Here is a 24,988-nt window from a genome sequence, read left to right on the forward strand (position 1 = left end):
GGTGCGGCGGATTCCCGCCCAAGCGGTTTTTGGCGGCTGGCCGGTTACACGTTATGATAGGGTTCATATGATAGGCATTATGTTTGAAGAACCGCCAGCCCCGGCTGGCGGATTGCAGGATCGCCGCAGGGCGCAGAAGTTTTTCAGCGGTGTTGTTTTCAGAATTGCTTTTGGCGGAACATGAAGGCACTGCCGTACACAAAGAGCACGAGGCCGGGATTGGCAGATGGTATTGAGGGCAGGCAGGCATGTATAATCTGATCAGCGCGCTGTCGCGCAGGCAGAAGTCCTATGTCTTCCTGGCTGTGGATCTGGCGCTGCTGCCGCTGGCGCTGCTGTTCACCCTGGGGGTGCAGCCGCTGCCGGACCCCGCGCTTGCCACCCTGGCCCTGCTGCTGCCGGTGCTGCCCTATGTGCTGGCCGGCGCCGCGGCGCTGGCGCTGTGGCTGGGGCTGCCGCATGTGCAGCTGAACGCCTATGAACGCCATGCCGCGGCGCAAAGCGCGCTGCTGGCCGGCGGCGCGGCGCTGGGGCTGGCCCTGCTGGCGGCGGCCTTCGGACCGCCGCTCGGGCCGGGCACCTATGTGGTGTTCGCGATCTGCTATTTCCTGTTCATGGTGGTGGCGCGCGCGGCGATGCTGCAGCTGGTGCTGGCGGTCTACCGCCGCGCCCGGCCGCGCTGCCGGGTGCTGATCTACGGCGCCGGCAACACCGGCACCCAGCTGGCCCAGGCGCTGAAGGCGCATGACGGCATCGATCCGGTCGCCTTTGCCGATGACAATTCCTCGCTGCAGGGGCTGACCCTGGTCGGGCTGCCGGTCTATGCGCCCTCGCGGATTGCCGGGATCGTGCAGGCGCGGGGGATCCGCCGGGTGCTGCTGGCGATGCCCTCGCAGAGCCAGCCGCGCCAGGCCCAGATCAGCCAGCGGCTGCAGAAGCTGGGGCTGGAGGTGCAGGCGCTGCCCTCCTTTGCCCAGCTGATCGGCGAGGAGGCGCTGGTCGACAAGCTGACCCCGGTGGCGCCGCAGGCGTTTCTGGGCCGGGCCGCCCGCGACGTGCCGCTGCTGGAGGCGGCCGGCGCCTACCAGGGCAAATCGGTGCTGGTGTCCGGCGCCGGCGGCTCGATCGGCTCGGAGCTGTGCCGCCAGGTGCTGGCCTGCCGGCCGCAGAAGCTGGTGCTGTTCGAGCTCAGCGAGCTGGCGCTTTACAATGTGCATCAGGAGCTCGGGCCGCTGGCCGCGGATGCCGGCATCGAACTGGTGCCGGTGCTGGGCTCGGTCACCGATCCGCGCCAGGTGCGGATGGTGCTGAACCGGCACGAGGTGCAGGTGGTGCTGCATGCCGCCGCCTACAAGCATGTGCCGCTGGTCGAGGCCAACCCCTTGCCCGGCCTCGCCAACAATGTCTTCGGCACCCAGACCCTGGCGCGCGGCGCGGCGCGGGCAGGGGTCGAGCGCTTCATCCTGATTTCCTCCGACAAGGCGGTGAACCCGGCCAATGTGATGGGCGCCTCCAAGCGGCTGGCGGAGCTGATCGTGCAGGATCTGGCCACCCGCTTCGGCACCCGCACGGTGTTCACCATGGTGCGCTTCGGCAATGTGCTGGGCTCTTCCGGCTCGGTGGTGCCGCTGTTCCAGGAGCAGATCAGCCGCGGCGGCCCGGTCACCGTCACCGACGCCCGCGTGAAGCGCTTCTTCATGACCATCAGCGAGGCGGTGCAGCTGGTGCTGCAGGCCGGCGACATGGCCCAGGGCGGCGAGGTCTTCGTGCTCGACATGGGGGCGCCGGTGCCGATCCTGCAGCTGGCCCGCCAGGTGATCGAAAGCGCCGGCCACAGCGTGCGCGACGCCGCCAACCCGGAGGGCGACATCGCCATCGAGATCATCGGCTTGCGCCCCGGCGAGAAGATGGAGGAGGAGCTGACCCTGACCGAGGAGCTGATCCGCACCCGCCATCAGAAGATCTTCTGCGCCCGCGAAACCGTGCTGTCGGAGATCGAGGTGGCCGGCTTCCTGCGCAGCCTGCGCCAGGCGGTGGCGGCCGGCGACGAGGCGGCGGCGCGGCAGGTGATCCAGCGCTGGGTCGAGGGCTATTGCCTGCCGCCGGAGGCCGGCCGCAAAAGCTCCTGAGCCGGTCCGGGCGCGGCCCGGATGCGGCCCGGATGCGGCCTGAGTGCGGCCTGGCGGCTGCAGTGGCGGCGAAACTGCGGCGGCGGCAATTGAACCGGCCCCGCGTTCCATGCTCTAAGCGGCACAACAGACCACAGGGCCGGGGCCGCAGGAACCGGCAGCAGGCAGTTCCAAAAGGCAGGTTTCCCCCGTGACACCGATCAAGACCCTTCTGCGCCGCGCCGGAGCTCTGGCCAGACTTCCGGCGGCGGCGCTGCCTGCCGCGGCGGCGCTGCTCTGCCTGGCGGCCCGGCCCGGCCCGGCGCAGGTGCCGCAGATCACCCGCGCCCTGCCGGATGCGGCGCCGGGCACCGAGGCCGCGGCGCCGCGGCTGAAGCCGCTGCCGCCGCCCAGCCTCAACTTCTTCGGCACCCCCGGCATCATCGACATGCCAAGCGCCGAAATGCTGCCGGACGGCCAGTATGCGGTCGCCTATTCCTGGTTCGGCAACCAGGCCCGCTACAACATCACCTTCCAGGCGCTGCCCTGGCTGTCGGCCAGCTTCCGCTACAACGGCATCGGCAACTGGAACCAGGGCGGCTTCGGCACCTATTACGACCGCGGCTTCGACGTGCGCGCCCGGCTCTGGCAGGAGCAGGGCTGGCGGCCCGCGGTCACCCTCGGGCTGCAGGATTTCGCCGGCACCGGCATCTATGCGGCGGAATACCTGGCCGCCACCAAGCATTTCGCCACCCCCGCCGTCACCGCCGCCGGGCTGCCGGGGCGGCTGAAGCTGACCGCGGGCCTGGGCTGGGGGCGGCTGGGCAGCCATGGCGCGATCGGCTCCCTGGGCGGCAGCCGCCCGGATTTCGCGGCCGGCTCCACCGGCGGCAAACTGTCCTACGACCAGTGGTTCCGCGGCCCGGCGGCGCCGTTCGGCGGCATCGAATGGCAGCCGGATGCGCGGCTCAGCCTGAAGGCGGAATATTCCTCCGACGCCTATGTGACCGAGACGCAGACCGCCGATGTCTTCGAGCGCAGATCCTCGCTGAACTACGGCATCGAATACCAGTATTCCGACCGGGTCCGCCTCGGCGCCTATTACCTGTACGGCAGCGAGATCGGCTTTTCCGCGCAGATCCAGCTCAACCCGAATCATCCGCCGGCCCCGATGGCGGTGCCGGCGCCGCATCCGGTCATCCCGCGCGCCCAATGGGCGGCGGAAGACCGCCACTGGCGCCAGGACTGGGCCGCCAGCGAAAGCAAGACCCGCAAGGTCCGCGACCTCGCCGCCGAGGCGCTGAAGGCGGACGGGCTGGTGCTGGAGGCGATCACCTTCACCGGCACCGCGGCCGAGCTGCGCTACCGCAACAACCGCTACCGCTCGCAGAGCCAGGCGGCGGGCCGCGCCGCCCGCGCCCTGGCGCAGACGCTGCCGCCCTCGGTGGAGACCTTCCGGCTGGTGCCGGTGCGCCGCGGCACCGGGCTGGCCGCCATCGAGGTGCGGCGCTCCGACCTGGAGGCGCTGGAGTTCGACCCGGAAGCCGCCGACGCGCTGTTTGCCGCCGCCGGGGTGCAGGACGCCGGGCCGCTGCCGGAGGCGGCGGTTGTCTCGGGCGAGCTGTACCCGGCCTTTGCCACCTCCATCAGCCCCTATACGCAGCCCGCCTATTTCGACCCCGAAAAGCCGTTCCGGCTGGATGCCGGGCTTGATTTTGCCGCCTCCTATGCGCCCGCGCCGGGCTGGCGCATCGCCGGCGCCATCCGCCAGCGGGTCTGGGGCAACGTGAAGAACGGCCGCGCCTCCAACTCGAAACTGCCGCATGTGCGCACCGACCAGGTGGAATACGCCCAGTTCGGCACCACCCTGGAGAACCTCTATGTGAGCCGCCTGTGGAAACCCGGGCGCAACCTCTATGCCCGCGCCACCGCCGGCCTGTTCGAAAGCATGTACGGCGGCGTCTCCGGCGAGGTCCTGTGGAAGCCGGTGAACAGCCGCCTCGGCCTGGGGCTGGAGGCCAATTACGTGGTGCAGCGCGAGTTCGAGCAGCGCTTCGGCTTCCGCGATTACAGGACCTTCACCGGCCATGCCTCGGCCTATGTCGAGCTGGACAGGGGCTATCTGCTGCAGCTGGACGCGGGCCGCTACCTGGCCGGCGACTACGGCGGCACCGTCAGCCTGAACCGGGAGTTCGACAACGGCTTCCTGGTCGGCGCCTTCTTCACCCTCACCGATGTCTCGGCCGAGGATTTCGGCGAGGGCTCCTTTGACAAGGGCTTCCGCTTCCGCATCCCGGTGGACTGGCTGCTGGGCAAACCGTCGCGCTCCGGCTTCGGCCTGACCATCCGCCCGACCCAGCGCGACGGCGGCCAGCGGGTCGGGGTGCCGGACCGGCTTTACGGGCCGGTGCGCGAGGCCCACCGCAAGAGCCTGGAAGATCAGCGCGCGAGGTTCTGGGAATGAGCATGATCCGGATGACGGCCGCCGTTCTGGCGGCGGCGCTGGCGCTGGCGGGCTGCAGCCGCGGCCCGGAAAAGACCCAGGCCGAGGTCGAGGTGCTGCAGGCGGTGGCCGAGCAGTTCACCCGCCGCCGCAGCGCGCCGCCGCCGCCGGTGCAGCTGACCCGGGCGCTGCTGGACAAGCAGACCCAGGCCTATATCGAGGTCAGCATCGAAAACCGCGGCGCCACCGCCTATCTGACCCGCAGCCTCAGCCGCCGCGACAGCAGCCCCGGGCAGATCGAGGTCTGGCGCACCCAGGACAATGTGTCGCTGGCCCTGCGCAACGGCATGGTGATTGCCACCCGCGGCCTCGGCGGCGGCCTGTTGTCGGCGCAGGTGCCGGCCGCGGACGGGGTGGCGGGCCCGGCACGCGGCGGCGCGCGGCGCTATGCCCTGCGCGCCGAAGGCAACGGCCAGGCGGTTCTCAGCATGGCCTGCAGCCTGCAGGATCTCGGTCCCGATCCGGTGGAGATTGTCGGCCGCAGCCATCCCGCCCGCCATCTGCAGGAGCGCTGCGAGGGCGGCGGCGGGGTGGTGGTCAACGATTACTGGGTTGATTCCCGCCCCGGGCGAAATCAGGTCTGGCAGTCGCGGCAATGGGCCGGGCCGGAGACCGGATATGTGCGAATCCGCCAGCTGCGGCTCTGAACCGGCGCCATTTTCCGCCCGGTTCCCGCGGCATTGCGGCAACGGGCGGAAAAAATCCGCAACGCAAACCGGATTTCAACAGTTTTGCTGATATTCCATACGTTGAAATGGAAACCGGCCTCCCCTAAGGTCGCCTCAACGCACCTTTCCATAGTTCTCCAGAGGAGTTTGAAAATGAAAAACGTTCTTACCGCGCTGACCCTGGCTGCCCTGGCTTCGGCCACCGCCGTATCGGCTCAGCAGACCCCGCCGCCGGCTACCGGCGGTGAATCCGCAGGCGGCGGCATCGGTGCCGCCGGCGGCCTGAGCGCGGGCGCCATCGCCGGCGCCATCGCCGGCCTGGTTGTGCTGGGCGTGGTTGCCAACGACGACGACGACGTCACCACCACCACCACCACCACCACCACCAACTGATCCGGTACCGGGCCTGGGGCCCGGAGCTTGTGAACAGAGACCGCGGAACGGGCCTTCAGGGGCCCGTTTTTTCATGCCCGGTCAGCGGATCAGCCATTCCTCCACATCCGCGGAGATCTGCCGCATCCGGATCCAGCGGCGGCCTGCGGGCTGGCCCTTGCGCAGCCTGAGCTTGCCGAGAAGCCCCGCCAGCGCCCATTCCGGTCGGGCGGCGCGCGGCCGGTAGGGGCGGGCCGGGTCAAAGGCGGGGTTCTGCCGCGGCCTGCCTGACGAATCGCGCAGGACCGTGCCGTAGGCGTCGCGCCGCCAGCGGTGTTTCCATGCGCCCATGTCGCCGTCGCCCACCACCGCCGGGTTGCCGCTGATCACGCCCGCGGGCTCCTCGCCGGCGGCGGCGGGGCGGATCCTGTCCCCCTCCAGCACCACCGAGAGGCCGCGGCGGTCCTCGGCGCCGGGGTTGCCGTCAGCCCATTCGAACCATTCCGCGTAATCGGCGCCGCCGCCGGACCAGGCGCCGGAGCAGCTGCCGTTGCCGTCCGCCCCCAGCCGGAAGTCCGGGCTGCCGCCGCCGGCCAGCAGGTAATCGCTGCTGCCGCCGGCGATTTCCAGATGCGCCGACGGGCTGGCGGTGCCGAGGCCGGCATGGCCGCCGGGGGTGAGCGTCAGGGCGGTGTCCCAGCTGCTGCCGCCGCCCGAGACCTTGAAGGAGAGATCGTCATTGCCTGCCAGGCCGATTTCGGCGCGGCCGCTCCAGTCCGACTGGAACAGCAGCGACGCGGTGTCGCCGCTGGCCGCCTTGTTCAGTTTCAGCTGGTGGCCGGCCCCGTCATGGGTCAGCAGCGTCGCGGGGCCGGAGACCGCCAGCGGGTTGGCCGCATCCGCGGCGGTGCCGACCCCGAGCCGGGCCAGGTTCTGGGTCTTTGCCGGCGGCAGGATCCAGGCGCTGCCGTCCCAGATCCGGAGCTCGGCTTCGGCGGCCCCCCAGGCGCGCCAGCCGGGCCGCGGCGCCAGGAACAGCCAGCCCTCGCCCTGCCAGACCGCGATCTCATGCGGGTGGCCGGCCCAGGCATCCGCTGGCGCCGCCGCCAGCGCATGGGTCTCGCCGATGCCTGGGCTGGCGGGCGGCGCGGCGGCGCCGAAGCCTTCGACGCGGAGCTGCACCAGCGCATCCAGGAGCTGCAGCGCCTCGTTGTGGGTGACATGTTTCTGCGCCTGGCCCGGCATCAGATAGGGCAGGGCGAGGATCGGCGAGGTCTGGGTCATGGGGGCGGGCTCCTGGGGCGGGGGAAACGGGTCCGCGCCAGACTGCCAGAGCCGGGTCAAGCAGGCGCTAACGGGGCGTGCGCCGGGTGCGCAACAGGGGGCAGCGGGCGCAGGCGGGCAGGGGCGGCGGCCGCGCCTGTTCCAGCCCCGTTCCCTGCCTGTTCGCGCAATTGTCGTCAATCTGTAAACAATGTCCCTGATTTCGCCCGTTTTGCTTCCCGCTTTGCGCCCGGCGGCCCGGTCAGGGTCAGCCCCGGGTCGCAAGCGCAAAGGAGCGGGTTATGGCACTGGCATTCACCGGACGGTTCGCCGCAGAGGATCTGATTTTCGGTACCGACCTGCGCGATCTGGAAATCGCGGTGCAGGACGGCCAGGCCACGCTTTATGCGGCCACCGGAATGAACGGCGGCATCAGCCGCTGGCAGCTGGCGGCGGACGGCAGCCTGCCGCAGGCGGCAGGCCAGCAGCTGCACGGCCAGGCCGGGATCCGGACCGGGGAGTTTCATCTGGCGGCAGCGGGCGGCGGGCGGCTGGTGCAGGGCCAGACCAGCCAGGGCGACCTGGTCTTTTATCAGCTTGAGAGCGATGGCAGCCTCGGCAGCCGGGACCGCGCGGCGCTGAGCGGTGCCGATGCCGGCGGCTTTGGCGCGGTGGCGGTGCTGGAGCTGGCGGATGGCAAGGCGGCGTTCTACGCGGTGGGGGCGGCCAGCGGCGGCCTGCAGGGCTGGCAGCTGGATGCGGCGGGCGGAGAGCTGGGCCGGACCGGCGCCGCGGGCGGCAGCGGCAGCTACAGCCTGGACCCGGCGGCGCTGCTGGCCACGGTGCAGACGGCGGACGGGCCGGTGCTGCTGGCGGCGGATGCGCAGGGGCTGCACAGCTACCGCGCCGATGCCGCCAGCGGCGCGCTGCGCCCGGCAGACGGTCTGGGGGCGGAGCAGGGGCTGTCCGTCTCCGGCATCACCGCGCTGGAGGGATTCGAGGCGGATGGCAAGGCCTGGGCGCTGATCGGCGCCGCGGGCAGCAGCTCGCTCACCCTGGTGCGGGTGAAGGCGGACGGGGACCTGCGCTTTGAGGCGCAGCTGCAGGACACCGCGATGACCCGCTTTGGCGGCCTCAGCGCGCTGGAGGTGGTGGCGGCGGACGGCCATGTGCTGGTGCTGGCGGCCGGCAATGACGGCGGCCTGAGCCTGTTCACCCTGGCCCCGGGCGCCGGGCTGATCCACCTGCAGAGCCTGGAGCATGTGCCCGGGCTGGGCTTGCAGAATGTGACCGCGCTGGAGGCGGTGGCGGCGGGCGGCATGCTGCAGGTCTTTGCGGCTTCGGGGGCGGCGGGCGGCATCAGCCAGTTCACCCTGCCGCTGGCGGATCTGGGCGAGGTGCGGATGGCGGCGGCGGCAGACGCGCGGCTGGACGGCAGCGGCGCGGATGATGTGCTGGAGGGCGGCCGGAGCGGCGCCAGGATCTATGGCGAAGCCGGCGATGACGTGCTGGTCGCGGGGACCGGCGGCGGCTGGCTCACCGGCGGCAGCGGCGCCGATAGCTTTGTGATCAACCCGGCGGCCGAGGGGGTGACGGTGCGCGATTTCACCCCCGGGGAGGACCGGCTCGACCTGTCGCTGTTCACCGGCCTTTACAATGCGGGCCAGCTGAACGCGCGGGAGCGCAGCGCCGGCATGGTGATGGAGGCGGAGGGCACCCGGATCGTGCTGATGAGCGCGGATGGCGCCCCGCTTGCACTGGAGGATGTGTTCGGCCCGTCTCTGCGCTTTGCCTTCCCGGAGCGGCAGGACCCCGGCGTGACCCTGCCCGGCGGCGGCTTTTACGGCGGCAGCGGCAGCGACCGGATCGGCGGCACCGGCGGCGGTGACGGGATCTTCGGGCTGGGCGGCAAGGACCGGCTGGACGGCGGCGCCGGCCGCGACACGCTGGCAGGCGGCGACGGCCGCGACACGCTGCTGGGCGGCGCGGGCCGCGACCGGCTGGACGGCGGCGGCGGCCGCGACACGCTGCTGGGCGGCGCGGGCCGCGACCGGCTGGACGGCGGCGGCGGCCGCGACACGCTGCAGGGCGGCACCGGCGATGATGTGCTGAAGGGCGGGTCCGGCGATGATCTGCTGCGCGGCGGCGAGGGGGCGGACAAGCTGTTTGGCGAGGCCGGCACCGATCTGCTGAAAGGCGGCAGCGGTGATGATGCGCTGCAGGGCGGCTCCGGCAATGACAGCCTGGCCGGGGAAGACGGCGATGACCTGCTGGCGGGCGGCGGCGGCCGCGACCGGCTGGAAGGCGGCGCGGGCCGCGACCGGCTGGACGGCGGCGCCGGCCGCGACACGCTGCAGGGCGGCTCCGGCGACGATGTGCTGAAGGGCGCCGCCGCAGAGGATCTGCTGCGCGGCGGCGCGGGGGCGGACAAGCTGTTTGGCCAGGCCGGCGCCGATACGCTGCAGGGCGGCAGCGGCGATGATGCGCTGCAGGGCGGCTCCGGCGATGACAGCCTGGCCGGGGAAGACGGCGATGACCTGCTGGCGGGCGGCGGCGGTCGCGACCGGCTGGAAGGCGGCGGCGGCAGCGACCGCCTGGAGGGGCATTCCAGCCGCGACACGCTGCAGGGCGGCGGCGGGGCGGATCTGCTGGACGGCGGCGCCGGCGATGATCTGCTGCGCGGCGGCAGCGGCGCCGATGTGTTTGTCTTTGCCGGCGGCCACGGCGATGACCGGATTGCGGATTTCACCGCCGGCAGCGACCGGATCAGCCTGGCCGGCACCGGGGCCGGCCGCTTTGGCGAGCTGGACATCAGCCGCGCAGAGGGCGGCACGCTGATCAGCACCGGCTCCGGCAGCATCTTCCTGGACGACCTGGGGCCGGGCCAGCTGGGCGCGGATGATTTCCTGTTCTGAACCGGTGCCCGGCGGGGCTAGCCCCGCCGGAAGATGTTGCCGATGGTCTGGAACACGATGTCGAAATCGAAGCACATGCTCTGATGGCGCTGGTAGATCAGGTCCAGCCGCGCCTTCACCGGCACGCAGAGGCGGGAATAGACCGCGTCGGTTTCTTCCGGGCTGCCGCAGCGCGCCAGCAGCGCCGCCTCATGCTTGTGATAGGTGATCGAGGCCAGCCCGGTGACGCCGGGGCGCGATTGCAGCACCCGGGCATAAAGCGCCGGGTGCGCCTCGACATACTGGCGCAGGGGCGGGCGCGGCCCGACAAAGGAAATGTCGCCCCTGAGGATGTTCCACAGCTGCGGGAACTCATCCAGCCGTTTCGAGCGCAGCCAGGCGCCGGTGCGGGTGATGCGGGCCGATTTGTCGCCGCCCGAGACCCCGGCGTCGCTCTCCGCCACCGTCATCGTCCTCAGCTTCCACAAGGCAAAGGGCTGGCCGGGCGCCTTCATCCGCTCGGCCACATAGAACAAGGGCCGCCCCTCCTTCCACAGCAGCCAGGCCATCAAGAGCAGCAGGACAGGGCCCAGCAGCAGGATCAGCAGGGTGGCAAAGAACAGGTCGAACAGCCGTTTGCGCCAGGTCATAGTGATGTGTGCTCCACGTTTATCTGCCCGCCATATCAGGCTCTAACAAGGCCCATTCCGCCGCCATCTCTGCCGGATCGGCCGCTGCCAGCGGCGCCGGCAGCAGCGCCTGCAGGCGGGCAACGTCCAGCGCCACCTGCGGGATTGCCGCCGCCGGGGCCGGGCGGGTGGCAAAGGGCAGGCCCGCCGCCTGCAGAAGCGCGCCCATCGCCACCGGGCCCGGCTGCGCCACATTCAGCACCGGCGGCAGCGCCGGCGCGGCCAGCAGGGCGCCCAGCACCCGGGCCAGGGTCTGCACGCCGATATAGCTGCGCCGGGGGGTAGCGCCATCGGCGAAACGGTCCAGCGCAAAGCCCTCCCGCCAGCCGCCGAGAATGGCATCCAGCCCGGCGATATTGCCGATCCGCAGGGCGCAGACCGGCACGCCCAGCGCCGCCCCCAGCGCCGCCGCGCGCGCCTCCATCTCCGCCTTGGCGGCGCCATAGGCATTGGCGGGCTGCAGTGCCGCGTCCTCTGCCAGCAGGCCGCCCCGGGCGCCGTAGACCGCCGCCGAGGAGGCCAGCAGCACCCGGGCGCCGGCCGCCGCCGCCGCCCGCACCGCCGCTTCGCCGAGGCGGATATGGTCTGCCATGTCTGCGCCGCTTCTGCCCGGCACCGGCCCGGCCAGGCAGAGAACCGCCGCCGTGCCCTCCGCGGCCCGCGCCAGCGCCGCCGGCTCCGCCAGCGGATCGAAGACGTGCCAGCTGCCGGGACCGGCCTGCGCCCGCCGCGCCTGCAGCCGCAGCCGCAGCCCGTCCGGCGGGACCAGCTGCAGCAGCCGCCCGATCCGCCCTGTTGCGCCCAGAACCATTGCGGCGGGATTCGCCATCTCTGCTGCCCGTTCCTGTTGAACCCTCTGCCCCAGCCCAGTATCCTTTGCCCGGACAAAAATCAAAGCGGTTCCCCCGGACAGACGCCGCGGCGGACCCCAGAGCGCTTCAATGACAGGCATCCGATGCTGAAACTTCTTCCCTGGCTGGCCGCTGCCGGCCTGATCCTTCTGCCCGCTGCCTGTTCCCGCCTGCCCGGCGGCGCCCCCGCCAGCGAGGAGATCCTGAAGGAATCAGGCGAGGCGGATGCCGATTTCGCGCTCTACCGGGTGAACCGGGCGCTGCTGCCGGCGGTGGCGGCCTGGCCGCCGACCGGCAAGCAGGAGCGGCTCAGCTGGCTGCCCGCCCATCAGGGCGCCAAGACCCAGATCATCCAGCCCGGCGACCAGCTGTCGTTGAGCATCTGGGACAGCAACGACAATTCGCTGCTGACCTCGGCGGGCCAGAAGATGGTGCAGCTGCAGGACATGAAGGTGGCCGCCAACGGCGCCATCTTCATGCCTTATGTGGGCGATGTGAACGTCAACGGGCTGACCCCGGACCTGGCCCGGGCCCGGCTGCAGCAGGCGCTGGAGCCGGTGGTGCCGTCGGCCCAGGTGCAGCTGGCGATGGCCGAGGGGCGCGGCAATTCGGTCGACCTGGTCTCCGGCGTCGCAACCCCCGGCACCTATCCGATGCCGGACCGCAACTACACGGTGATGGGGCTGATCTCGGCCGGCGGCGGCATCAGCGCCACCCTCAACAACCCGCAGATCCGGCTGGTGCGCGGCCGCAGCATCTATGGCACCTCGGTGGACAATCTGTTGAACAATCCCCGCCTCGACACCCTCTTGCGCGGCGGCGACCGGGTGTTCGTCGAGGAGGACGAGCGCTATTTCCTCTCCTTCGGCGCCACCGGCGAGGAGGATCTGCACATCTTCACCAAGGACGAGATGTCGGCGATGGATGCGATGTCGGTGGCGGGCGGCTTCCAGGACGGCAAGGCGGATCCCAAAGGGCTTTTGATCCTGCGCGAATACCCGGCCGGCGCGGTGGCGCCCGGCGTGCGCGGGCCGCGCCAGCAGCGGGTGGTGTTCTCGCTCGACCTCACCTCCGCCGACGGGCTGTTCTCGGCGCGCCAGTTCCAGATCAACCCGGGCGATCTGGTGATGGCCACGGAATCGCCGGTCAACGACGTGCTGACCATCTCCAACATCTTCGGCAATTTCTTCGGCGTGTTCAGCCGGGCGGGGGTGATCGACTGATCCGCCCCGCCCGGAAACCGGCCTGAATCCGGGCGGTTCCGGGCGTGCCCGGCCGCCCCGGGCGGCTGACGGCGGCCGGGGCCAATCCCCGGTTGCTCAAAGCCCCCCTGCGCGCTAGGAAATCCCCGATTGCTTTAGTGCCTACCGCTTTGAAAAGGGACCTCAGATGGACCAGGCTTCGGACGTCATTTCTCCTGCCGCTTCCCAAACCGGCTGGCGCGCCGGCATGGATTTTCTGCAGGCGGCAGCGGAACGGCCCGACGCGCCGGCCTTGACGGTGGAGGGCCGCAGCTACACCTATGCGGAACTGCGCACCGCGGCCCAGGCGGTGGCGGCGGCGGTTGCCGCCCGCGAGGCCGAAGGCCAGCAGCCGGTGGTCGCCTTTTATGCCCACCGCGGGCTGGCCAGCTATGCGGCGGTCCTGGGGGCGCTGCTGCGCGGCTGCGCCTATGTGCCGCTGAACCCGAAATTCCCGGCCGAGCGCAATGCCGCGATCCTGGCCCGCTCCGGCGCCGCCTTCCTGGCCCACCGGCCCGCCGATGGCGCCGTTGCCGCCGCCATTCTGGAGGCGGCCGGCACCGCGGCGCAGCGGCTGGAGCTGGGCGCGGACATGCTGGCGGCGGGCAGTGCCGGGCCGCTGCCCGAAGCGCGCCGCGACAATGCCTATGCCTATGTGCTGTTCACGTCCGGCAGCACCGGGGTGCCCAAGGGGGTGGCGATCCGGCATGCGAACCTGCAGGCCTATCTCGACGCCGTCTTTGCGATGACGGATTACGGCCCCGGCGACCGGCTCAGCCAGAATTTCGATCTGACCTTCGATCTGTCGGTGCATGACATGTTTGTGGCCTGGCGGGCCGGCGCGCATCTGGTGGTGCCCTCTGCCGCAGACCTCGAGAACCCGGCGGAATATGTCCGCGCCCATCAGCTGACCTGCTGGTTCTCGGTGCCGACGCTGGGTCAGAAGATGCTGCTGCAGGGCGCGCTGCAGCCCGGCGCGCTGGCGGGTCTGCGGCTGTCGCTGTTCTGCGGCGAGGCGCTGCCCGGCGATCTGGCCGAGGCCTGGGCCAAGGCCACCGGCCAGCGGGTCGAGAACTGGTACGGGCCGACCGAGGCGACGATTTCCTGCACCTGGTACCGGATCCCGGCCGGCGGCAAGGCCGCCGGGCAGGCCGGCCTGGTGCCGATCGGCGCCGCCTTTCCCGGCATGGAGACGCTGATCGCCGGCGAGGGCCTGGCCCCGGTGGCCGAAGGCGAGTCCGGCGAGTTGCTGGTCAGCGGCCCGCAGGTTGCCGATGGCTATCTCAACGACCCGGAAAAGACCGCCGCCGCCTTTGTCCGGCGGCCGGCGGACGGCAAGCTCTACTACCGCACCGGCGACCGGGTGAAGGCCGGGCCGGACGGGCAAATCCAGTTCATCGGCCGGATCGACAACCAGATCAAGATCCGCGGCTACCGGGTCGAGCTGGGCGAGATCGAGGCCCGGCTGCGCGCCGCCAGCAACGGGCACAACGCCATCGCCGTGCCGCTGCCGCTGAACGCGCCGAACCCGACCGCGCTGGCCGCCGCCATCGAAGGCTACAGCGGCGATGAGAAGGCGCTGCTGGCGGCGGCGGCGGAAACGCTGCCGGACTACATGACCCCGTCGCGGCTGATGTCCTTTGCGCAGTTCCCGCGCAATGCCTCGGGCAAGATCGACCGCGGCGCGGCGGGCGCGCTGCTGGCCGCCGCGCTGGAGCAGGGCAGCGGCGGGGACGGGCCCGGGCGCCGGGGCGAGAAGCGGCGCCGCAAGCTGATCGCGATGATCCGGAAGATCAACCCGGCGATCGCGGCGGAGGACATCCTGTCGGCCGGCAACCTGATGGACGCCGGGCTCGACAGTCTCGGCTTTGTCACCTTCACGGTGGAGCTGGAAAAGGCCTTCGGGCTGGAGCTGGACCAGCAGGGCGTCAGCGCGCTGTCCTACCTGCCGCTGAGGAAAATCGCCCGGCTGCTGGCCGAGCGGCGCAAACAGAACAAGGCGCTGCTGGCGGCGGCCGGACGCAAGAAGGCCGGCGGCAAGACGGGCGGCGGCAAGAAGGCGCTGCGCAAGGCCCGGGGGCTTGACCTCAACGGCGCCGCCGCCGCCGCAGGCATCAAGACCGGCGGCCGGAAAGCCGGCAAGGGAAAAGCCGGGGGGAAAACCGGGGCGGATCTGCACGTGCGCGGCCAGCGGGCGATCAATTTCATCGAGACCTTTCCCGCGCTGGTCCGCGCCGCGGACAAGCCGCTGGCGCTGTTTGCCGGCTCCTCCGGCTTCCTGCGCGGCATTTCCAGCCAGGACATCGAAGCCCGCGCGGCGGCGCACGGGCTGGAGATCTGTGCCGCCAATGCAGGCATCGGCGCGCTGAGCGTGGAAGGCATTGCCCAGCTTTGCGAATTCACCCGCGACACCCTGAAGGCAGCCGGCAAGCGGCTGCACTGGGGGGTGGCGGAACTGGACCCGATGCACCTCAGCGTGCTGCCGCCGGCCGGGGATCTGGAAATCGTGCAGGACTATCTGGCCGGCCGGATCAAGGCGCCGGCCGCCGGCGGCGGCGGCGACAGCCTCTGGACGCTGGAAACCCGCGGCACCCTGAGCCCGCGCGGCACGGCAGCGGCGGCCCCGGCGGAACCGGACTGGATGAAGCGGCGCAACGCGGAAATCCGCGACATGTTCCTGGGCCAGGTGGCGGTTGACGACAGCGCCGTCCTGACCTGGCTGCGCGGGGTGCGGGCGCTGGCAGAGGTGTCAGACCATCTGGCCGTGGCCATCCACCCGCTCAACCACCCCTCGCTCGGGGCGGAGCGGGCGGCGCAGGAGAGCGATCTCTACGCCGTGCTGCTGCAGGAACTGGGCGCCGAGCTGGGCCTCACCATCATCGACGATCAGGCGTTTGAGCTGGCGGCCGATGACTTCCTCGACAAGAACCATGTCAACTGGTGGCAGGGCAGAGAGAAATTCTCTGCCCAGCTGGTCGACCGGATCATGGCTCAGAGCGTGTAGCCGTAGCGCTCCGCCGCCGGAAAGGTGATCTCTTCCGCCATCCGGTGGAGATCGGCGTGCCGGGCATCTTTCCAGCTGTCGGCGGCCTTGATGGTGATGTCTTCGGCGCGCGCCTTCAGCACCCCTTCATTGGCCGGCGGGAACAGGTGCAGGTCGTCCCAGGACACCTTGGCCTCCGACCCGCTGGTGAAATTGGCGGTTGAGCTGTCCCGCCCGGCCCAGGCCAGGATCTCCCGGATGGTGTCGCGGGGGGCGGCGGTCAGATCCTCGTAGCGCAGCAGCTTGAAGCGCTCCGGGGCGGCGGCGCCGATGCGGGAAAACAGCTTCTGGCGCAGCCGCCATTCCCGGCTCTGGCCGCGCAGCCGCTTGATGTCGGACTGGCGCTTGGACCAGCTCACCGCCACCGCCCGCGGGTCGCGCACCAGGTTGAGCGTATACAGGGTGACGGTGCCGGTCAGGCTCAGCGCATAGGCCTGTTCCGGGGATTTGGAGCTGTCGATCAGCATCCGCCCGCCGGCCGCTTCGGAAGCGGCGCCGTAAAGCTCCGAAAGGCCCGCAAGATAGGCGGCGTGATCCGCGCGCAGCCGGGCCTGCAGCCCGGCGTTGTTCCATTCGTGGTTGCCGCGGGCATCCTCCTTGAAGGCGGAATACCCCTTGGCCAGCCTGGGCAGCGCCCGCGGCTTTGCCAGCTTCCGCGTCACCTGCGACCAGAAGCTGCACTGGGCGAGCGGCCGCTGGCAGCTGCAGTCCGCTTCCCGGCGGATGGCCGCAGGCAGGTCGCGGATCTGGCCGATATTGCAGGTGTCCCCGTTCTGCGCCAGCAGCATGGACAAGAAGGTGGAGCCGGTCCGCCCGGAGCCGCCGATATAGAGCACTTCCGCTGTCATATTCATCTCTCTCAAACTTGGCTTTGCGACCCTAGCGGCAAAGATTTTCCGGATCAATCGCAGCCCCGGAAGGGGGCGCAGCCGGGGGTCTGCAGCCTCGTGTTCTACGCAAAGATGCCGGCCCGTGCCAGCCTGTTCTGTGCCCGGCCAGGGTCCTGGCATAATCCGTATTATGGTGAATGCTGGCCTAGCGCAGCAGCCCTTCCAGATAGGCGCCATAGGCGTTCTTGGCGAATTTATCCGCCTGGCGCTGCAGCTGCGCGTCATCGATCCAGCCCGCCTCATAGGCGATCTCTTCCGGGCAGCCGGTCTGCAGGCCCTGGCGCTCCTGCAGGGTGCGCACGAAATTGCCCGCATCCAGCAGCGAGCCGTGGGTGCCGGTATCGAGCCAGGCATAGCCGCGGCCCATGGTCTCGACCCGCAAGGCGCCCTCATTCAGGTAGCTTTGCAGCAGGTCGGTGATCTCCAGCTCGCCGCGGGGGGAAGGCTGCACGGCGCGCGCCCGCTCCGGCGCCGAGCCATCGAGGAAATACAAGCCCGTCACCGCGTAGTTCGACGGCGGAACGGGGGGTTTCTCGATGATCTCCCGAGCCTTGCCATCGGCGTCAAACGCCACCACGCCATAGCGTTCCGGATCGGCCACGTGATAGCCGAAGACGGTGCCGCCCGATGCCTGCCCGTCTGCGGCGGCCAGCAGTTCCGGCAACCCGTGGCCGAAGAAGATGTTGTCGCCCAGCACCAGCGCCGCAGGCGCGCCCGCCAGGAACTCCTCGGCCAGGATGAAGGCCTGCGCGAGGCCATCGGGCGAGGGCTGCACCACGTAAGAGAGCGAAATCCCCCATTGGCTGCCGTCGCCCAAAAGGCGGATGAACTGCTCCTGGTCCTGCGGCGTGGTGATCACGCAGATCTCGCGGATGCCCGCCAGCATCAGCACGCTGAGCGGATAGTAGATCATCGGCTTGTCATAGAGCGGCAGCAGCTGCTTGGAGACCGCCATGGTGATCGGGTAGAGCCGGGTGCCCGAGCCGCCTGCCAGGATGATGCCTTTCCTTGCCGTCATGCCACTTCTCCCAAATCCTTCAAAATGTCATCCAGGCCCAGCCGCCAGTCCGGCTGCGGGAGCCCGAAAACAGACTCTAATGCAGAGCAATCAAGCCTGGAATTCAGCGGCCGCGCCGCAGGCGTTGGATAGGCGGATGTTGGAATATCCTCCACCGCGCAGGCAATTCCGGCCTGCCTGAAAATCTCCCGGGCAAAGCCCGCCCAGCTGGTCTGCGGCGCGCCTGCCAGATGATACAGCCCGGATTTTCCGGGATCCGCAATCAGCTGCCGCGCCATCTCCAGGCAGGCACCGGCAATGTCGCGCGCCGGGGTCGGGGCGCCGATCTGGTCGGCTACAATGGTCAGCCGCTCCCGCTCTTTTCCGAGGCGCAGCATGGTTTTCACGAAGTTATGCCCGTGCGCCGAGACCACCCAGGAGGTGCGCAGAATGGCATAGGCGCCGCCCGCCGCGCGCACCATCTTCTCGCCTGCCAGCTTGGAGCGGCCATAGGCGTTCAGCGGGGCGGCGGCGTCACCGGGCTGCCAGGGTGCCGTGCCGCTGCCGTCAAAGACGTAATCGGTGGAGACGGTGACAAAGGGGATGCCCAGTTCCGCGCAGGCCGCCGCCATCGCACCGGGGGCGGCGCCGTTGATCACGTTTGCCAGCGCCTCTTCTTCTTCCGCCTTGTCGACGGCCGTGTAGGCGGCGGCGTTGATCACCGCCTGCGGCTCTGCCTCGCGGATGGCCGCGGCGCAAGCGCCGGGATCGCCCAGATCCGCCTGGTCCCGGCCCAGGCAGGTGACGCCGTCATGCGCCGCCAGTTCCCGCGCCAGCTGGCCGGTCTTGCCGAATACGAGGATCATATGCGCTCTCCAAGCTGTTCCGCCCCGCGGCCCCCCCACCCGCGGCCGGGGACTGCCCTCTGCGGCTTATCTGACGTCACGTCCCCGCACCCTTGCCGGTGCCCAGCCGCCGGCCGACACCGTCGCGGTCCTGCAGGGCGCGCCACCAGCTCTCGTTGTCCAGATACCATTGCACGGTGCGCTCCAGCCCTTCCTCGACCGTGACCGAGGGCCGCCAGCCCAGCTCGTCGCGGATGCGGGAGGGATCGATCGCATAGCGCGCGTCATGGCCCGGGCGGTCGGTCACGAATGTGATCTGGTCCTTGTAGGACTTGCCGTCTTCGCGGGGGCGCTTGGCATCCAGGATTTCACATAAGGTCCCGACCAGCTCCAGGTTCGTGCGCTCGTTCTCGCCGCCGATGTTATAAGACCGCCCCAGCGCGCCCTTTTGCACCACCAGCAGGAGCGCATCGGCGTGGTCCTCGACATAGAGCCAGTCGCGCACGTTGGAGCCGTCGCCGTAGACCGGCAGCGGCTTTCCGGCCAGCGCATTGAGGATCACCACCGGAATCAGCTTCTCCGGGAAATGATAGGGGCCGTAGTTGTTGGAGCAGTTGGTCAGCACCACCGGCAAGCCATAGGTCTCGTGCCAGGCCCGCACCAGGTGGTCGCTGGCGGCCTTGGAGGCCGAATAGGGCGAGCGCGGATCATATGCGGTGTCTTCGGTGAACATCGCCGCGGGGTCGGCGGGCAGGCTGCCGTAGACCTCGTCGGTGGAGATGTGGTGGAAGCGGAACGCCTCCGGCCGCCCCGCCTGCACCCAATACTTGCGCGCGGCTTCGAGCATGTTGAAGGTGCCGGTGATATTGGTCTCGATGAAATCGCCCGGCCCGTCGATCGAGCGGTCGACGTGGCTCTCGGCGGCCAGATGCATCACCGCGTCCGGTTCATGGCGCGCAAAAACAGCGTCCAAGGCGGCGCGGTCGCGGATGTCGGCCTGCTCGAATGCGTAATCCGGGCTCTCTGCCGCCTCCGCCACATTTGCGAGACACGCGGCATAGGTCAGCGCATCGAGGTTCACCACCTGATGGCCGCGCGCCACCGCCAGCCGCACCACCGCCGAGCCGATGAAGCCCGCGCCGCCCGTGATCAGCAGTTTCATGCCTTATCCCTCCCACGCAAACGGGCTGCCGAAATCGGCCAGCCGCGGCGCCGCGGCGTCCTTTTCGCTCAGCAGCGGCGTGCCGCCGAAGCCCCAGCCGATGCCGCAGCTGTCCCAGGCCACCGCGCCGTCGCAATCGGGCGCATAATAATCGGTGCATTTGTAGATCACCTCGGTGTCCGGCACCCGTGTGATGAAGCCGTGCAGGAAGCCCTTGGGCACCAGGAGCTGCTTGCCGTTCTCCGCCGTGAGCTCGATGCCGAACCACTGGCCGTAAGAGGGCGAGCCCTTGCGGATATCCACCGCCACATCGAACAGGGCGCCCTGGCCGCAGCGCACCAGCTTGTCCTGGGCATGCGGCGGCGCCTGGAAATGCAGCCCCCGCAGGGTGCCCGCCTCGCGCGACAGCGAGTGGTTGTCCTGCACGAAGTCCAGCGCGATGCCGTGCTCTTCCAGCCGCCGCTTGCTCCAGCTCTCGCTGAAGAAGCCGCGCGCATCGCCGAACCGTGCCGGCGTCAGCACCTTCAGTCCCGGCAGTCCCGTCTCGTCTATCTGCATCGCACCCGTCCCGCCCTTGGGGTCATTCCGTTTGCCCACACCTAGCCCCGGGCTGGCGGCAGGGCAACAGCCCGGCGCTCTGCTGCGGCCCGCGCTTGCATCCGGCCGCGCTGCCCGGCAAGCATGTGTCCATGAAGATTTTGTTTGTGCATCAGAACATGCCCGGCCAGTACCGCGAGCTGGCGCCCTGGCTGGCGGCGCAGGGCGGCCATGAGATCGTCTTTCTGACCCAGCGCGGCGGCGTGCAGCTGGAGGGGATCCAAACGATTGTCTACAAGCCCTTCCGCACCCCGGAAAAGGATGCCTTCGGCCTCTCCAAGGACTGGGAGGCGGCGGCCGGCGCGGGCCTCGGCGCGGCGCTGGCGGCGCGGCAGCTGCGGGACGCGGGCTTTACCCCCGATATCATCATCGGCCACACCGGCTGGGGCGAGCTCTTGTTCATGAAGGACCCCTACCCCGGCGTCCCGGTCATCGGCTTTTTCGAGTATTTCTACCGCACGGAGGGCGGGCTGGTCGGCTTCGACCGGGAGAACCCGCCCAACGACCAGGCCTATTTCTTTGCCGAGGCGCGCAATTCGGTGCCTTATGCCAGCATCGAGCTGGCCGACCGGGGCCATGTGCCCACCGCCTGGCAGCGCGACCGCTTCCCGGCCAGCTTCCATGACCGGATGTATCTCTGCCATGACGGCATCCGCACCGACAGGCTGGGGCCGGATCCCGCCGCCACGGTGAGCCTCGGGCGGCTGGAGCGCCCGCTCAGCCGCGCCGACGAGGTGGTCACCTACATTGCCCGCAACATGGAGCGCGCCCGCGGCTTCCACATCATGATGCGGGCGCTGCCGCGGATCCAGGCGCAGCGCCCGAACGCCCGCATCCTGATGATCGGCGGCAACGAGACCTCCTATGGCGCCGAAAGCCAGCACCCCGGGGGCTTGCGCGGCGAGATGGAAGAGGAGCTGGGCAGCAGCGTCGACTGGAGCCGGGTGCATTTCCTCGGCAAGGTGCCTTACGCCGACCTCACCCGGATCATCCAGATCAGCCGCTGCCACATTTACCTCACGATGCCGTTTGTGCTGAGCTGGTCGCTGTTGGAGGCGATGGCGATGCAGGCCACCGTGGTGGCCGCCGATGTGGCGCCGGTGCGCGAGGCGGTCCGCCATGGCCGGACCGGGCTGCTGGTGGATTTCTTCAGCCCCGGGGCGCTTGCCGACCAGGTGGCCGACGTGCTGGCGAACCCCGGCGGCTATGCCCATATCGGCCCCGCGGCCCGCGCCCATGTGGTGGAGAAATACGATTTCCTGAGCCGCTGCCTGCCGGAGCATATCGCCGAGATCAATGCCCTCGTGCCGGAGGCACGGAGAATTAAGATCTGAGCCGGAGGCACGGAGAATAACGCTCTGGCCGGAGGCACGGAGAATAACGCTCTGGCCGGAGGCACGGAGACTAAAACCCTGGCCGGAGGCGCGGAGACGAAAACCCTGGCCGCAGATGCGGGGAAGCCCCCCGGCCGCAGATGCGGCAGCGCAGGCTCCGGCCGGGGCGGGGTTCATGGCGTCCGGCGGCCGCCCCGCCGCCGCGGCCGTTCCGGACAGCATCCGGGCCACCGGCCGGATGCGGCGGGCCCCGGCCCCGCCCGCATCCGGCAAGCAGCGCCAGGCCCGGAGGCCGGGCGCCTGTCGGGTGGCTGCGGCCGCACGGCCGGCCCGCTCAGTGGCGCTGCGCCTGCGGCGGCAGCTGCTCGGAGGCCCAAAGCGCGGCCTGGGTGCGGTTCTTGGCGCCGATCTTGCGGAAGCAGGTGCGCAGATGCACCTTCACCGTGGCTTCGCAGATGCCCAGCTCATTGGCGATGCTCTTGTTGGTGGCGCCTTCGGTCAGCTTGGCCAGGATCAGCTGCTCGCGCTCCGACAGCCCGTGCCCGTTGCGCTGCGGCGCGCGCGGTGCGGGCAGCGGCTGCACCGTCATCGCGCCGGATGCGGTGTCCGGCAGCACAATGCGGTAGCCGTCCTGCACCACCTGCAGCGCGGCAATCAGCGCCCCCGCCGATTTGCGCTCCGGGATCACCGCCTCGGCATACTGGCTGAGGGCGGCCTGGGTGGCGGCCGGGCAGTGATCGCCGGTGATCAGGATCAGCTGCGGCGCGTCATTGGCGGCCCGGAACGCGCCGAGGTCCTCCTCCAGCGCGGTTCCGGTGTCATGGCTGTAGAACAGGACCAGGTCCTGCGCGGGCAAAGGCGGCAATTCCGCCAGGCTGCCGCAGCAGTGCCCGGTCTCGTAATCATGTGCTTCACAGATGGTCAGAAACATGTCCCTGAGAAGCCTGCTTTCCCCCACAACGTGAACAGGCATCAATAACTCCTTTACTCGCAACATTGCCGGATCCTGCATCCGGCCCGTCCCCCAGGAGCGCGCTTTTGCGGCCAGCCCACCCCCGCAGGCTGCCTTTGCTGCAATGCGCCGCCGCTCCCTGGAACATACTCCCCCGCCTGCTGCCGTGCTGGCCCCGGCGGCGCTTGCGCACCGCCGTTTCCGGATCGTGGTAAAAACAGAACATGCCCGGAAAAAACATCCTGGGCCGGGCAACGCAGACGGGCGTCCAAAACACTTCTGATGCGCATTGCTGTGGATAAACCGTAGCGAATCCAGCCGTTCTTGTTAAGAAACTTCCCCTCATGGAGCAGCGCTTTTTGGCTGGCCGCCTGCGCCCTCCGCCCCGGATGCCGCCTTATCCGGCTGTTTTTCCACACGATCTGCCCCGGGGCTCTTACCCCGTTGGCATTGTCCCCATTGGGGAAACGCTGTGTTTCCAAGCCGGTTCTTACAATTTTAAGAGATTTTATCTTTCAAGCAAACAACCGTGGGTTTCTTCGATTCGCCCGCCCTGCCCCAAGCGGCTACCCCCATGGTGGTATTTTGCCGTGCCCGGCGGCCGGCCCGCCGCTGCCGGCCCGGCCTTAGGCGTACCCCCTCTGCCCGGTTTGCCGTTCCGGGCGCTGTGCTACCTTCAAGGCATTCATTATGTCATGCCGGGGGGCAACATGGTTATGTTGAGTGCGTCCGTTTCGCAAACGGGCAGGTTGTTGTTTTCGAGGTCTCTTCAAAGGCAAATCGCTTCTCTGACACAGATGGCCCTGGTGCAGCCGGGGCACCGCCGCGCCCCGGTGCTGACCAGCGCCGCGGGCCTGGGCGAACCCTGCCCGGATGCCGCCGCCGCGGCGCTGCGGCGGCAGCTGCAGCCCGGCGCGGCCAAGGGCTTCAGCCTGCGCCGCGCGGGGGGCGCGGCGGCCCGGGCGCTGGCGGCGCAGCTGCCGCGGCAGCCGGAGCCGGCGGCGGCGCTGGCGGCGGAGCTGGCGGCAGGCCGCGGCTGGACCCTGTTTTCCTGCAGCTTCGAGGACGGCAGCGAGGATCTGATCGCGCTGCGGCTGGAAGACGGCCCGCATGACGCCCATTGCGGCGACATCCTGCAGGCGATCTGGCCGGTGCTGCGCGAGGATGCCCTGCGCGAGCTGGCCGGCGAGACCCAGGCGGCGGTGACCAGCGCGCTGTTGTGGACCATTTCCAAGAAGACCGATTCTGCGGTGCTGGTGCTCGACGGCGAGGGCACCCTGCTGCATTGCAATGAATCGGGGCGCGACATGCTCGATGGCGGCGATCTGCTCAGCGACGGCGGCGGCCGCCTCAGCTGCGCCAGCCCGGGCGAGACCGCCGGCTTCTACGCGGCGGTGGCGGAATGCGCCCGCAGCCGCCGCGGCAGCGCCCGCGGCCCGCGCGAGCTGATCCTGTTCCTGGAGGACCGCCACAGCGGCATGCGGCTGCCGGTGTCGCTGACCCGCTACCGCTGCGCCGGCGCCGAGATGCCGCTGGTGGTGGCGATCCTGCCGCGCCAGCCCGACCGCCGCCGCATCGAGATGCTGGCCCAGAAGATGGGGCTGTCGCCTTCCGAGGCGCGGGTGGCGGCGCTGATCCAGCTGGGGCTGACCAACCGCGAGGCGGCGCATATCGCCGGCCTCAAGGAGCAGACCTTCAACACCTACGCCAAGCGGGTGCTGGCCAAGCTGCAGTCGGCGGGCCGCGCCGAGATGGCGCAGCGGCTGACCTGGCAGGCCTCATTGGGGAGGGCGTCATGAACACGCTGTCGCTTGAGGCCCCGGTGCAGGGCCCGCCCGCCCCGGCCGGCAGCCCCGCCGGACAGAACCGGACCGCACCGGAGCGTTCCGCACCGGACCGCTCCGCGCAGGCGCCCGCCGGGCAGGCCGGGCAGGCCGGACCGGATGCCGCCGGGCAGGATGCCGGCCAGGATGCCGGACAGGATGCCGGACAGGGCGGGCCGGACACCCCGTCCCGGCCGCCGCGGCTGAGTGCGGCGGTGCTGGCGCAGATCGCCGCGGCGCTGCGCCAGGGCGGCCCCGGCGGCGCGCCGCTGGCGGCGCAGGCCGACCTGGTGGCGCTGCACAAGCGCCTCGCCGAGATGTTCACCACCCTCAATGAGGGGCTGGGCGCGCAGGCGGCGCAGAAGGCCGCCGCCGACCGCGCCGCGCTGACCGCCCGCATCGATGTGCTGGAGGCGGCGGTGAACCGGATGGAGGGGGCGCTCAGGATCGAATTCGAACCGGTGCTGAAGGCGGCGGTGGCGGAGGCGCTGGCGCAGGCCGCGCCGCCGCCGCGCCGCCGCTGGCGCGGGCTGCTGGCGGCGCTGCTGCTGGCGGCGGCGGCGCTGGCGGCCGGCGCCTGGTGGCACGCGCCGCTGCAGGAGGCCGGCCAGGCCGCCGCCGCCGCGGCCGCAAACCGCACCGGCTGGCAGCTGCCCGGCTTCTGAAACACCTATTTTGTCCCCATTTGGGGGCATCGGCAGCAGCGCGGATGCGCTGCAATACAACCCAGAAGGCACCACGACGCCTTTTTTGCGC

19 protein-coding genes are annotated in these 24,988 nt (G+C 70.1%); 10 read left to right on the plus strand and 9 right to left on the minus strand.

Annotated features, from left to right (window positions below; translation table 11 throughout):
- The first annotated feature begins 248 nt into the window (after positions 1-248).
- The 4 genes from OKQ63_RS25905 (at position 249) to OKQ63_RS25920 (ending at position 5,672) form a co-directional block, all read left to right on the plus strand.
- The gene (locus tag OKQ63_RS25905; protein ID WP_264214797.1) at positions 249-2,129 is read left to right on the plus strand and encodes a polysaccharide biosynthesis protein; all 1,881 of its coding nucleotides are present in this window, start codon (positions 249-251) and stop codon (positions 2,127-2,129) included.
- A gap of 190 nt (positions 2,130-2,319) precedes the next feature.
- A complete protein-coding gene (locus tag OKQ63_RS25910; protein WP_264214798.1) occupies positions 2,320-4,572 on the plus strand; it encodes a YjbH domain-containing protein in 2,253 nt (750 codons plus the stop codon).
- 2 nt (positions 4,573-4,574) lie between these two features.
- Entirely contained in the window at positions 4,575-5,258 is a 684-nt protein-coding gene (locus OKQ63_RS25915; protein WP_264214799.1) for a YjbF family lipoprotein, read from the plus strand.
- 174 nt (positions 5,259-5,432) lie between these two features.
- Positions 5,433-5,672 carry a hypothetical protein gene (locus tag OKQ63_RS25920; protein ID WP_264214800.1) on the plus strand — a complete coding sequence of 80 codons (240 nt, stop codon included), beginning with the start codon at positions 5,433-5,435 and terminating at the stop codon, positions 5,670-5,672.
- Positions 5,673-5,753: 81 nt separating this feature from the next.
- Here the strand turns inward: OKQ63_RS25920 and OKQ63_RS25925 are convergent, their stop codons facing one another.
- Positions 5,754-6,935 (minus strand): DUF2793 domain-containing protein, encoded by a 1,182-nt coding sequence (locus OKQ63_RS25925; protein ID WP_264214801.1) that lies wholly within the window; start codon positions 6,933-6,935, stop codon positions 5,754-5,756.
- A 281-nt stretch (positions 6,936-7,216) separates the two neighbouring features.
- Between OKQ63_RS25925 and OKQ63_RS26070 the strand changes: the two genes are divergently transcribed.
- Complete coding sequence (locus tag OKQ63_RS26070; protein WP_286672694.1) at positions 7,217-9,829, plus strand: calcium-binding protein; 2,613 nt, start codon at positions 7,217-7,219, stop codon at positions 9,827-9,829.
- A gap of 17 nt (positions 9,830-9,846) precedes the next feature.
- On the opposite strand, the gene OKQ63_RS25945 is transcribed toward OKQ63_RS26070, so the two are convergent.
- Both OKQ63_RS25945 and OKQ63_RS25950 read right to left on the minus strand, forming a co-directional pair.
- The gene (locus OKQ63_RS25945; RefSeq protein ID WP_264214766.1) at positions 9,847-10,458 is read right to left on the minus strand and encodes a sugar transferase; all 612 of its coding nucleotides are present in this window, start codon (positions 10,456-10,458) and stop codon (positions 9,847-9,849) included.
- A gap of 19 nt (positions 10,459-10,477) precedes the next feature.
- The gene (locus OKQ63_RS25950; RefSeq protein WP_264214767.1) at positions 10,478-11,326 is read right to left on the minus strand and encodes an NAD-dependent epimerase/dehydratase family protein; all 849 of its coding nucleotides are present in this window, start codon (positions 11,324-11,326) and stop codon (positions 10,478-10,480) included.
- A 126-nt stretch (positions 11,327-11,452) separates the two neighbouring features.
- Between OKQ63_RS25950 and OKQ63_RS25955 the strand changes: the two genes are divergently transcribed.
- Both OKQ63_RS25955 and OKQ63_RS25960 read left to right on the plus strand, forming a co-directional pair.
- Positions 11,453-12,571: a polysaccharide biosynthesis/export family protein gene (locus OKQ63_RS25955; RefSeq protein WP_264214768.1), complete on the plus strand. Its 1,119-nt coding sequence runs from the start codon at positions 11,453-11,455 to the stop codon at positions 12,569-12,571.
- A 166-nt stretch (positions 12,572-12,737) separates the two neighbouring features.
- Positions 12,738-15,593: a non-ribosomal peptide synthetase gene (locus tag OKQ63_RS25960; protein WP_264214769.1), complete on the plus strand. Its 2,856-nt coding sequence runs from the start codon at positions 12,738-12,740 to the stop codon at positions 15,591-15,593.
- Here OKQ63_RS25960 and OKQ63_RS25965 read toward each other — a convergent pair.
- The 5 genes from OKQ63_RS25965 to rfbC all read right to left on the minus strand — a co-directional run bounded on the left by OKQ63_RS25965 (position 15,581) and on the right by rfbC (position 20,084).
- Positions 15,581-16,480 (minus strand): sulfotransferase, encoded by a 900-nt coding sequence (locus tag OKQ63_RS25965; RefSeq protein WP_264214770.1) that lies wholly within the window; start codon positions 16,478-16,480, stop codon positions 15,581-15,583. The genes OKQ63_RS25960 and OKQ63_RS25965 overlap by 13 nt on opposite strands.
- Positions 16,481-16,667: 187 nt before the next feature.
- Positions 16,668-17,540: a glucose-1-phosphate thymidylyltransferase RfbA gene (gene rfbA / locus OKQ63_RS25970; RefSeq protein ID WP_264214771.1), complete on the minus strand. Its 873-nt coding sequence runs from the start codon at positions 17,538-17,540 to the stop codon at positions 16,668-16,670.
- A complete protein-coding gene (gene rfbD / locus OKQ63_RS25975; RefSeq protein ID WP_264214772.1) occupies positions 17,537-18,385 on the minus strand; it encodes a dTDP-4-dehydrorhamnose reductase in 849 nt (282 codons plus the stop codon). Before rfbD ends, rfbA begins: the two co-directional genes overlap by 4 nt.
- 76 nt (positions 18,386-18,461) lie before the next feature.
- On the minus strand, positions 18,462-19,526 hold the full coding sequence (gene rfbB, locus OKQ63_RS25980) for a dTDP-glucose 4,6-dehydratase (protein WP_264214773.1): 1,065 nt from the start codon (positions 19,524-19,526) through the stop codon (positions 18,462-18,464).
- A 3-nt stretch (positions 19,527-19,529) separates the two neighbouring features.
- Positions 19,530-20,084: a dTDP-4-dehydrorhamnose 3,5-epimerase gene (gene rfbC / locus OKQ63_RS25985; protein WP_264214774.1), complete on the minus strand. Its 555-nt coding sequence runs from the start codon at positions 20,082-20,084 to the stop codon at positions 19,530-19,532.
- Positions 20,085-20,215: 131 nt separating this feature from the next.
- On the opposite strand from rfbC, the gene OKQ63_RS25990 reads away from it, so the two are divergent.
- Positions 20,216-21,457, plus strand: a complete 1,242-nt coding sequence (locus tag OKQ63_RS25990) for a glycosyltransferase family 4 protein (protein WP_264214775.1) — start codon at positions 20,216-20,218, stop codon at positions 21,455-21,457.
- Positions 21,458-21,791: 334 nt separating this feature from the next.
- Here the strand turns inward: OKQ63_RS25990 and OKQ63_RS25995 are convergent, their stop codons facing one another.
- Entirely contained in the window at positions 21,792-22,430 is a 639-nt protein-coding gene (locus OKQ63_RS25995; RefSeq protein WP_264214776.1) for a response regulator transcription factor, read from the minus strand.
- 776 nt (positions 22,431-23,206) lie between these two features.
- On the opposite strand from OKQ63_RS25995, the gene OKQ63_RS26000 reads away from it, so the two are divergent.
- Both OKQ63_RS26000 and OKQ63_RS26005 read left to right on the plus strand, forming a co-directional pair.
- Positions 23,207-24,208 (plus strand): helix-turn-helix transcriptional regulator, encoded by a 1,002-nt coding sequence (locus OKQ63_RS26000; protein ID WP_264214777.1) that lies wholly within the window; start codon positions 23,207-23,209, stop codon positions 24,206-24,208.
- Complete coding sequence (locus tag OKQ63_RS26005; protein WP_264214778.1) at positions 24,205-24,897, plus strand: hypothetical protein; 693 nt, start codon at positions 24,205-24,207, stop codon at positions 24,895-24,897. Before OKQ63_RS26000 ends, OKQ63_RS26005 begins: the two co-directional genes overlap by 4 nt.
- Positions 24,898-24,988: the final 91 nt, after the last annotated feature.

Origin of the sequence: Leisingera thetidis (genome assembly GCF_025857195.1) — a bacterium.
Lineage (GTDB): Bacteria > Pseudomonadota > Alphaproteobacteria > Rhodobacterales > Rhodobacteraceae > Leisingera > Leisingera thetidis.

What these genes read in the sequence shown, in the direction of transcription:
- OKQ63_RS25905 (WP_264214797.1), top strand. Translation starts at nt 249, where the DNA reads ATGTATAATCTGATCAGCGCGCTGTCGCGCAGGCAGAAGTCCTATGTC.
- OKQ63_RS25915 (WP_264214799.1), top strand. Translation starts at nt 4,575, where the DNA reads ATGATCCGGATGACGGCCGCCGTTCTGGCGGCGGCGCTGGCGCTGGCG.
- OKQ63_RS25920 (WP_264214800.1), top strand. Translation starts at nt 5,433, where the DNA reads ATGAAAAACGTTCTTACCGCGCTGACCCTGGCTGCCCTGGCTTCGGCC.
- OKQ63_RS25925 (WP_264214801.1), bottom strand. Translation starts at nt 6,935, where the DNA reads ATGACCCAGACCTCGCCGATCCTCGCCCTGCCCTATCTGATGCCGGGC.
- OKQ63_RS26070 (WP_286672694.1), top strand. Translation starts at nt 7,217, where the DNA reads ATGGCACTGGCATTCACCGGACGGTTCGCCGCAGAGGATCTGATTTTC.
- OKQ63_RS25945 (WP_264214766.1), bottom strand. Translation starts at nt 10,458, where the DNA reads ATGACCTGGCGCAAACGGCTGTTCGACCTGTTCTTTGCCACCCTGCTG.
- OKQ63_RS25950 (WP_264214767.1), bottom strand. Translation starts at nt 11,326, where the DNA reads ATGGCGAATCCCGCCGCAATGGTTCTGGGCGCAACAGGGCGGATCGGG.
- OKQ63_RS25955 (WP_264214768.1), top strand. Translation starts at nt 11,453, where the DNA reads ATGCTGAAACTTCTTCCCTGGCTGGCCGCTGCCGGCCTGATCCTTCTG.
- OKQ63_RS25960 (WP_264214769.1), top strand. Translation starts at nt 12,738, where the DNA reads ATGGACCAGGCTTCGGACGTCATTTCTCCTGCCGCTTCCCAAACCGGC.
- OKQ63_RS25965 (WP_264214770.1), bottom strand. Translation starts at nt 16,480, where the DNA reads ATGACAGCGGAAGTGCTCTATATCGGCGGCTCCGGGCGGACCGGCTCC.
- rfbA (WP_264214771.1), bottom strand. Translation starts at nt 17,540, where the DNA reads ATGACGGCAAGGAAAGGCATCATCCTGGCAGGCGGCTCGGGCACCCGG.
- rfbD (WP_264214772.1), bottom strand. Translation starts at nt 18,385, where the DNA reads ATGATCCTCGTATTCGGCAAGACCGGCCAGCTGGCGCGGGAACTGGCG.
- rfbB (WP_264214773.1), bottom strand. Translation starts at nt 19,526, where the DNA reads ATGAAACTGCTGATCACGGGCGGCGCGGGCTTCATCGGCTCGGCGGTG.
- rfbC (WP_264214774.1), bottom strand. Translation starts at nt 20,084, where the DNA reads ATGCAGATAGACGAGACGGGACTGCCGGGACTGAAGGTGCTGACGCCG.
- OKQ63_RS25990 (WP_264214775.1), top strand. Translation starts at nt 20,216, where the DNA reads ATGAAGATTTTGTTTGTGCATCAGAACATGCCCGGCCAGTACCGCGAG.
- OKQ63_RS25995 (WP_264214776.1), bottom strand. Translation starts at nt 22,430, where the DNA reads ATGCCTGTTCACGTTGTGGGGGAAAGCAGGCTTCTCAGGGACATGTTT.
- OKQ63_RS26000 (WP_264214777.1), top strand. Translation starts at nt 23,207, where the DNA reads ATGGCCCTGGTGCAGCCGGGGCACCGCCGCGCCCCGGTGCTGACCAGC.
- OKQ63_RS26005 (WP_264214778.1), top strand. Translation starts at nt 24,205, where the DNA reads ATGAACACGCTGTCGCTTGAGGCCCCGGTGCAGGGCCCGCCCGCCCCG.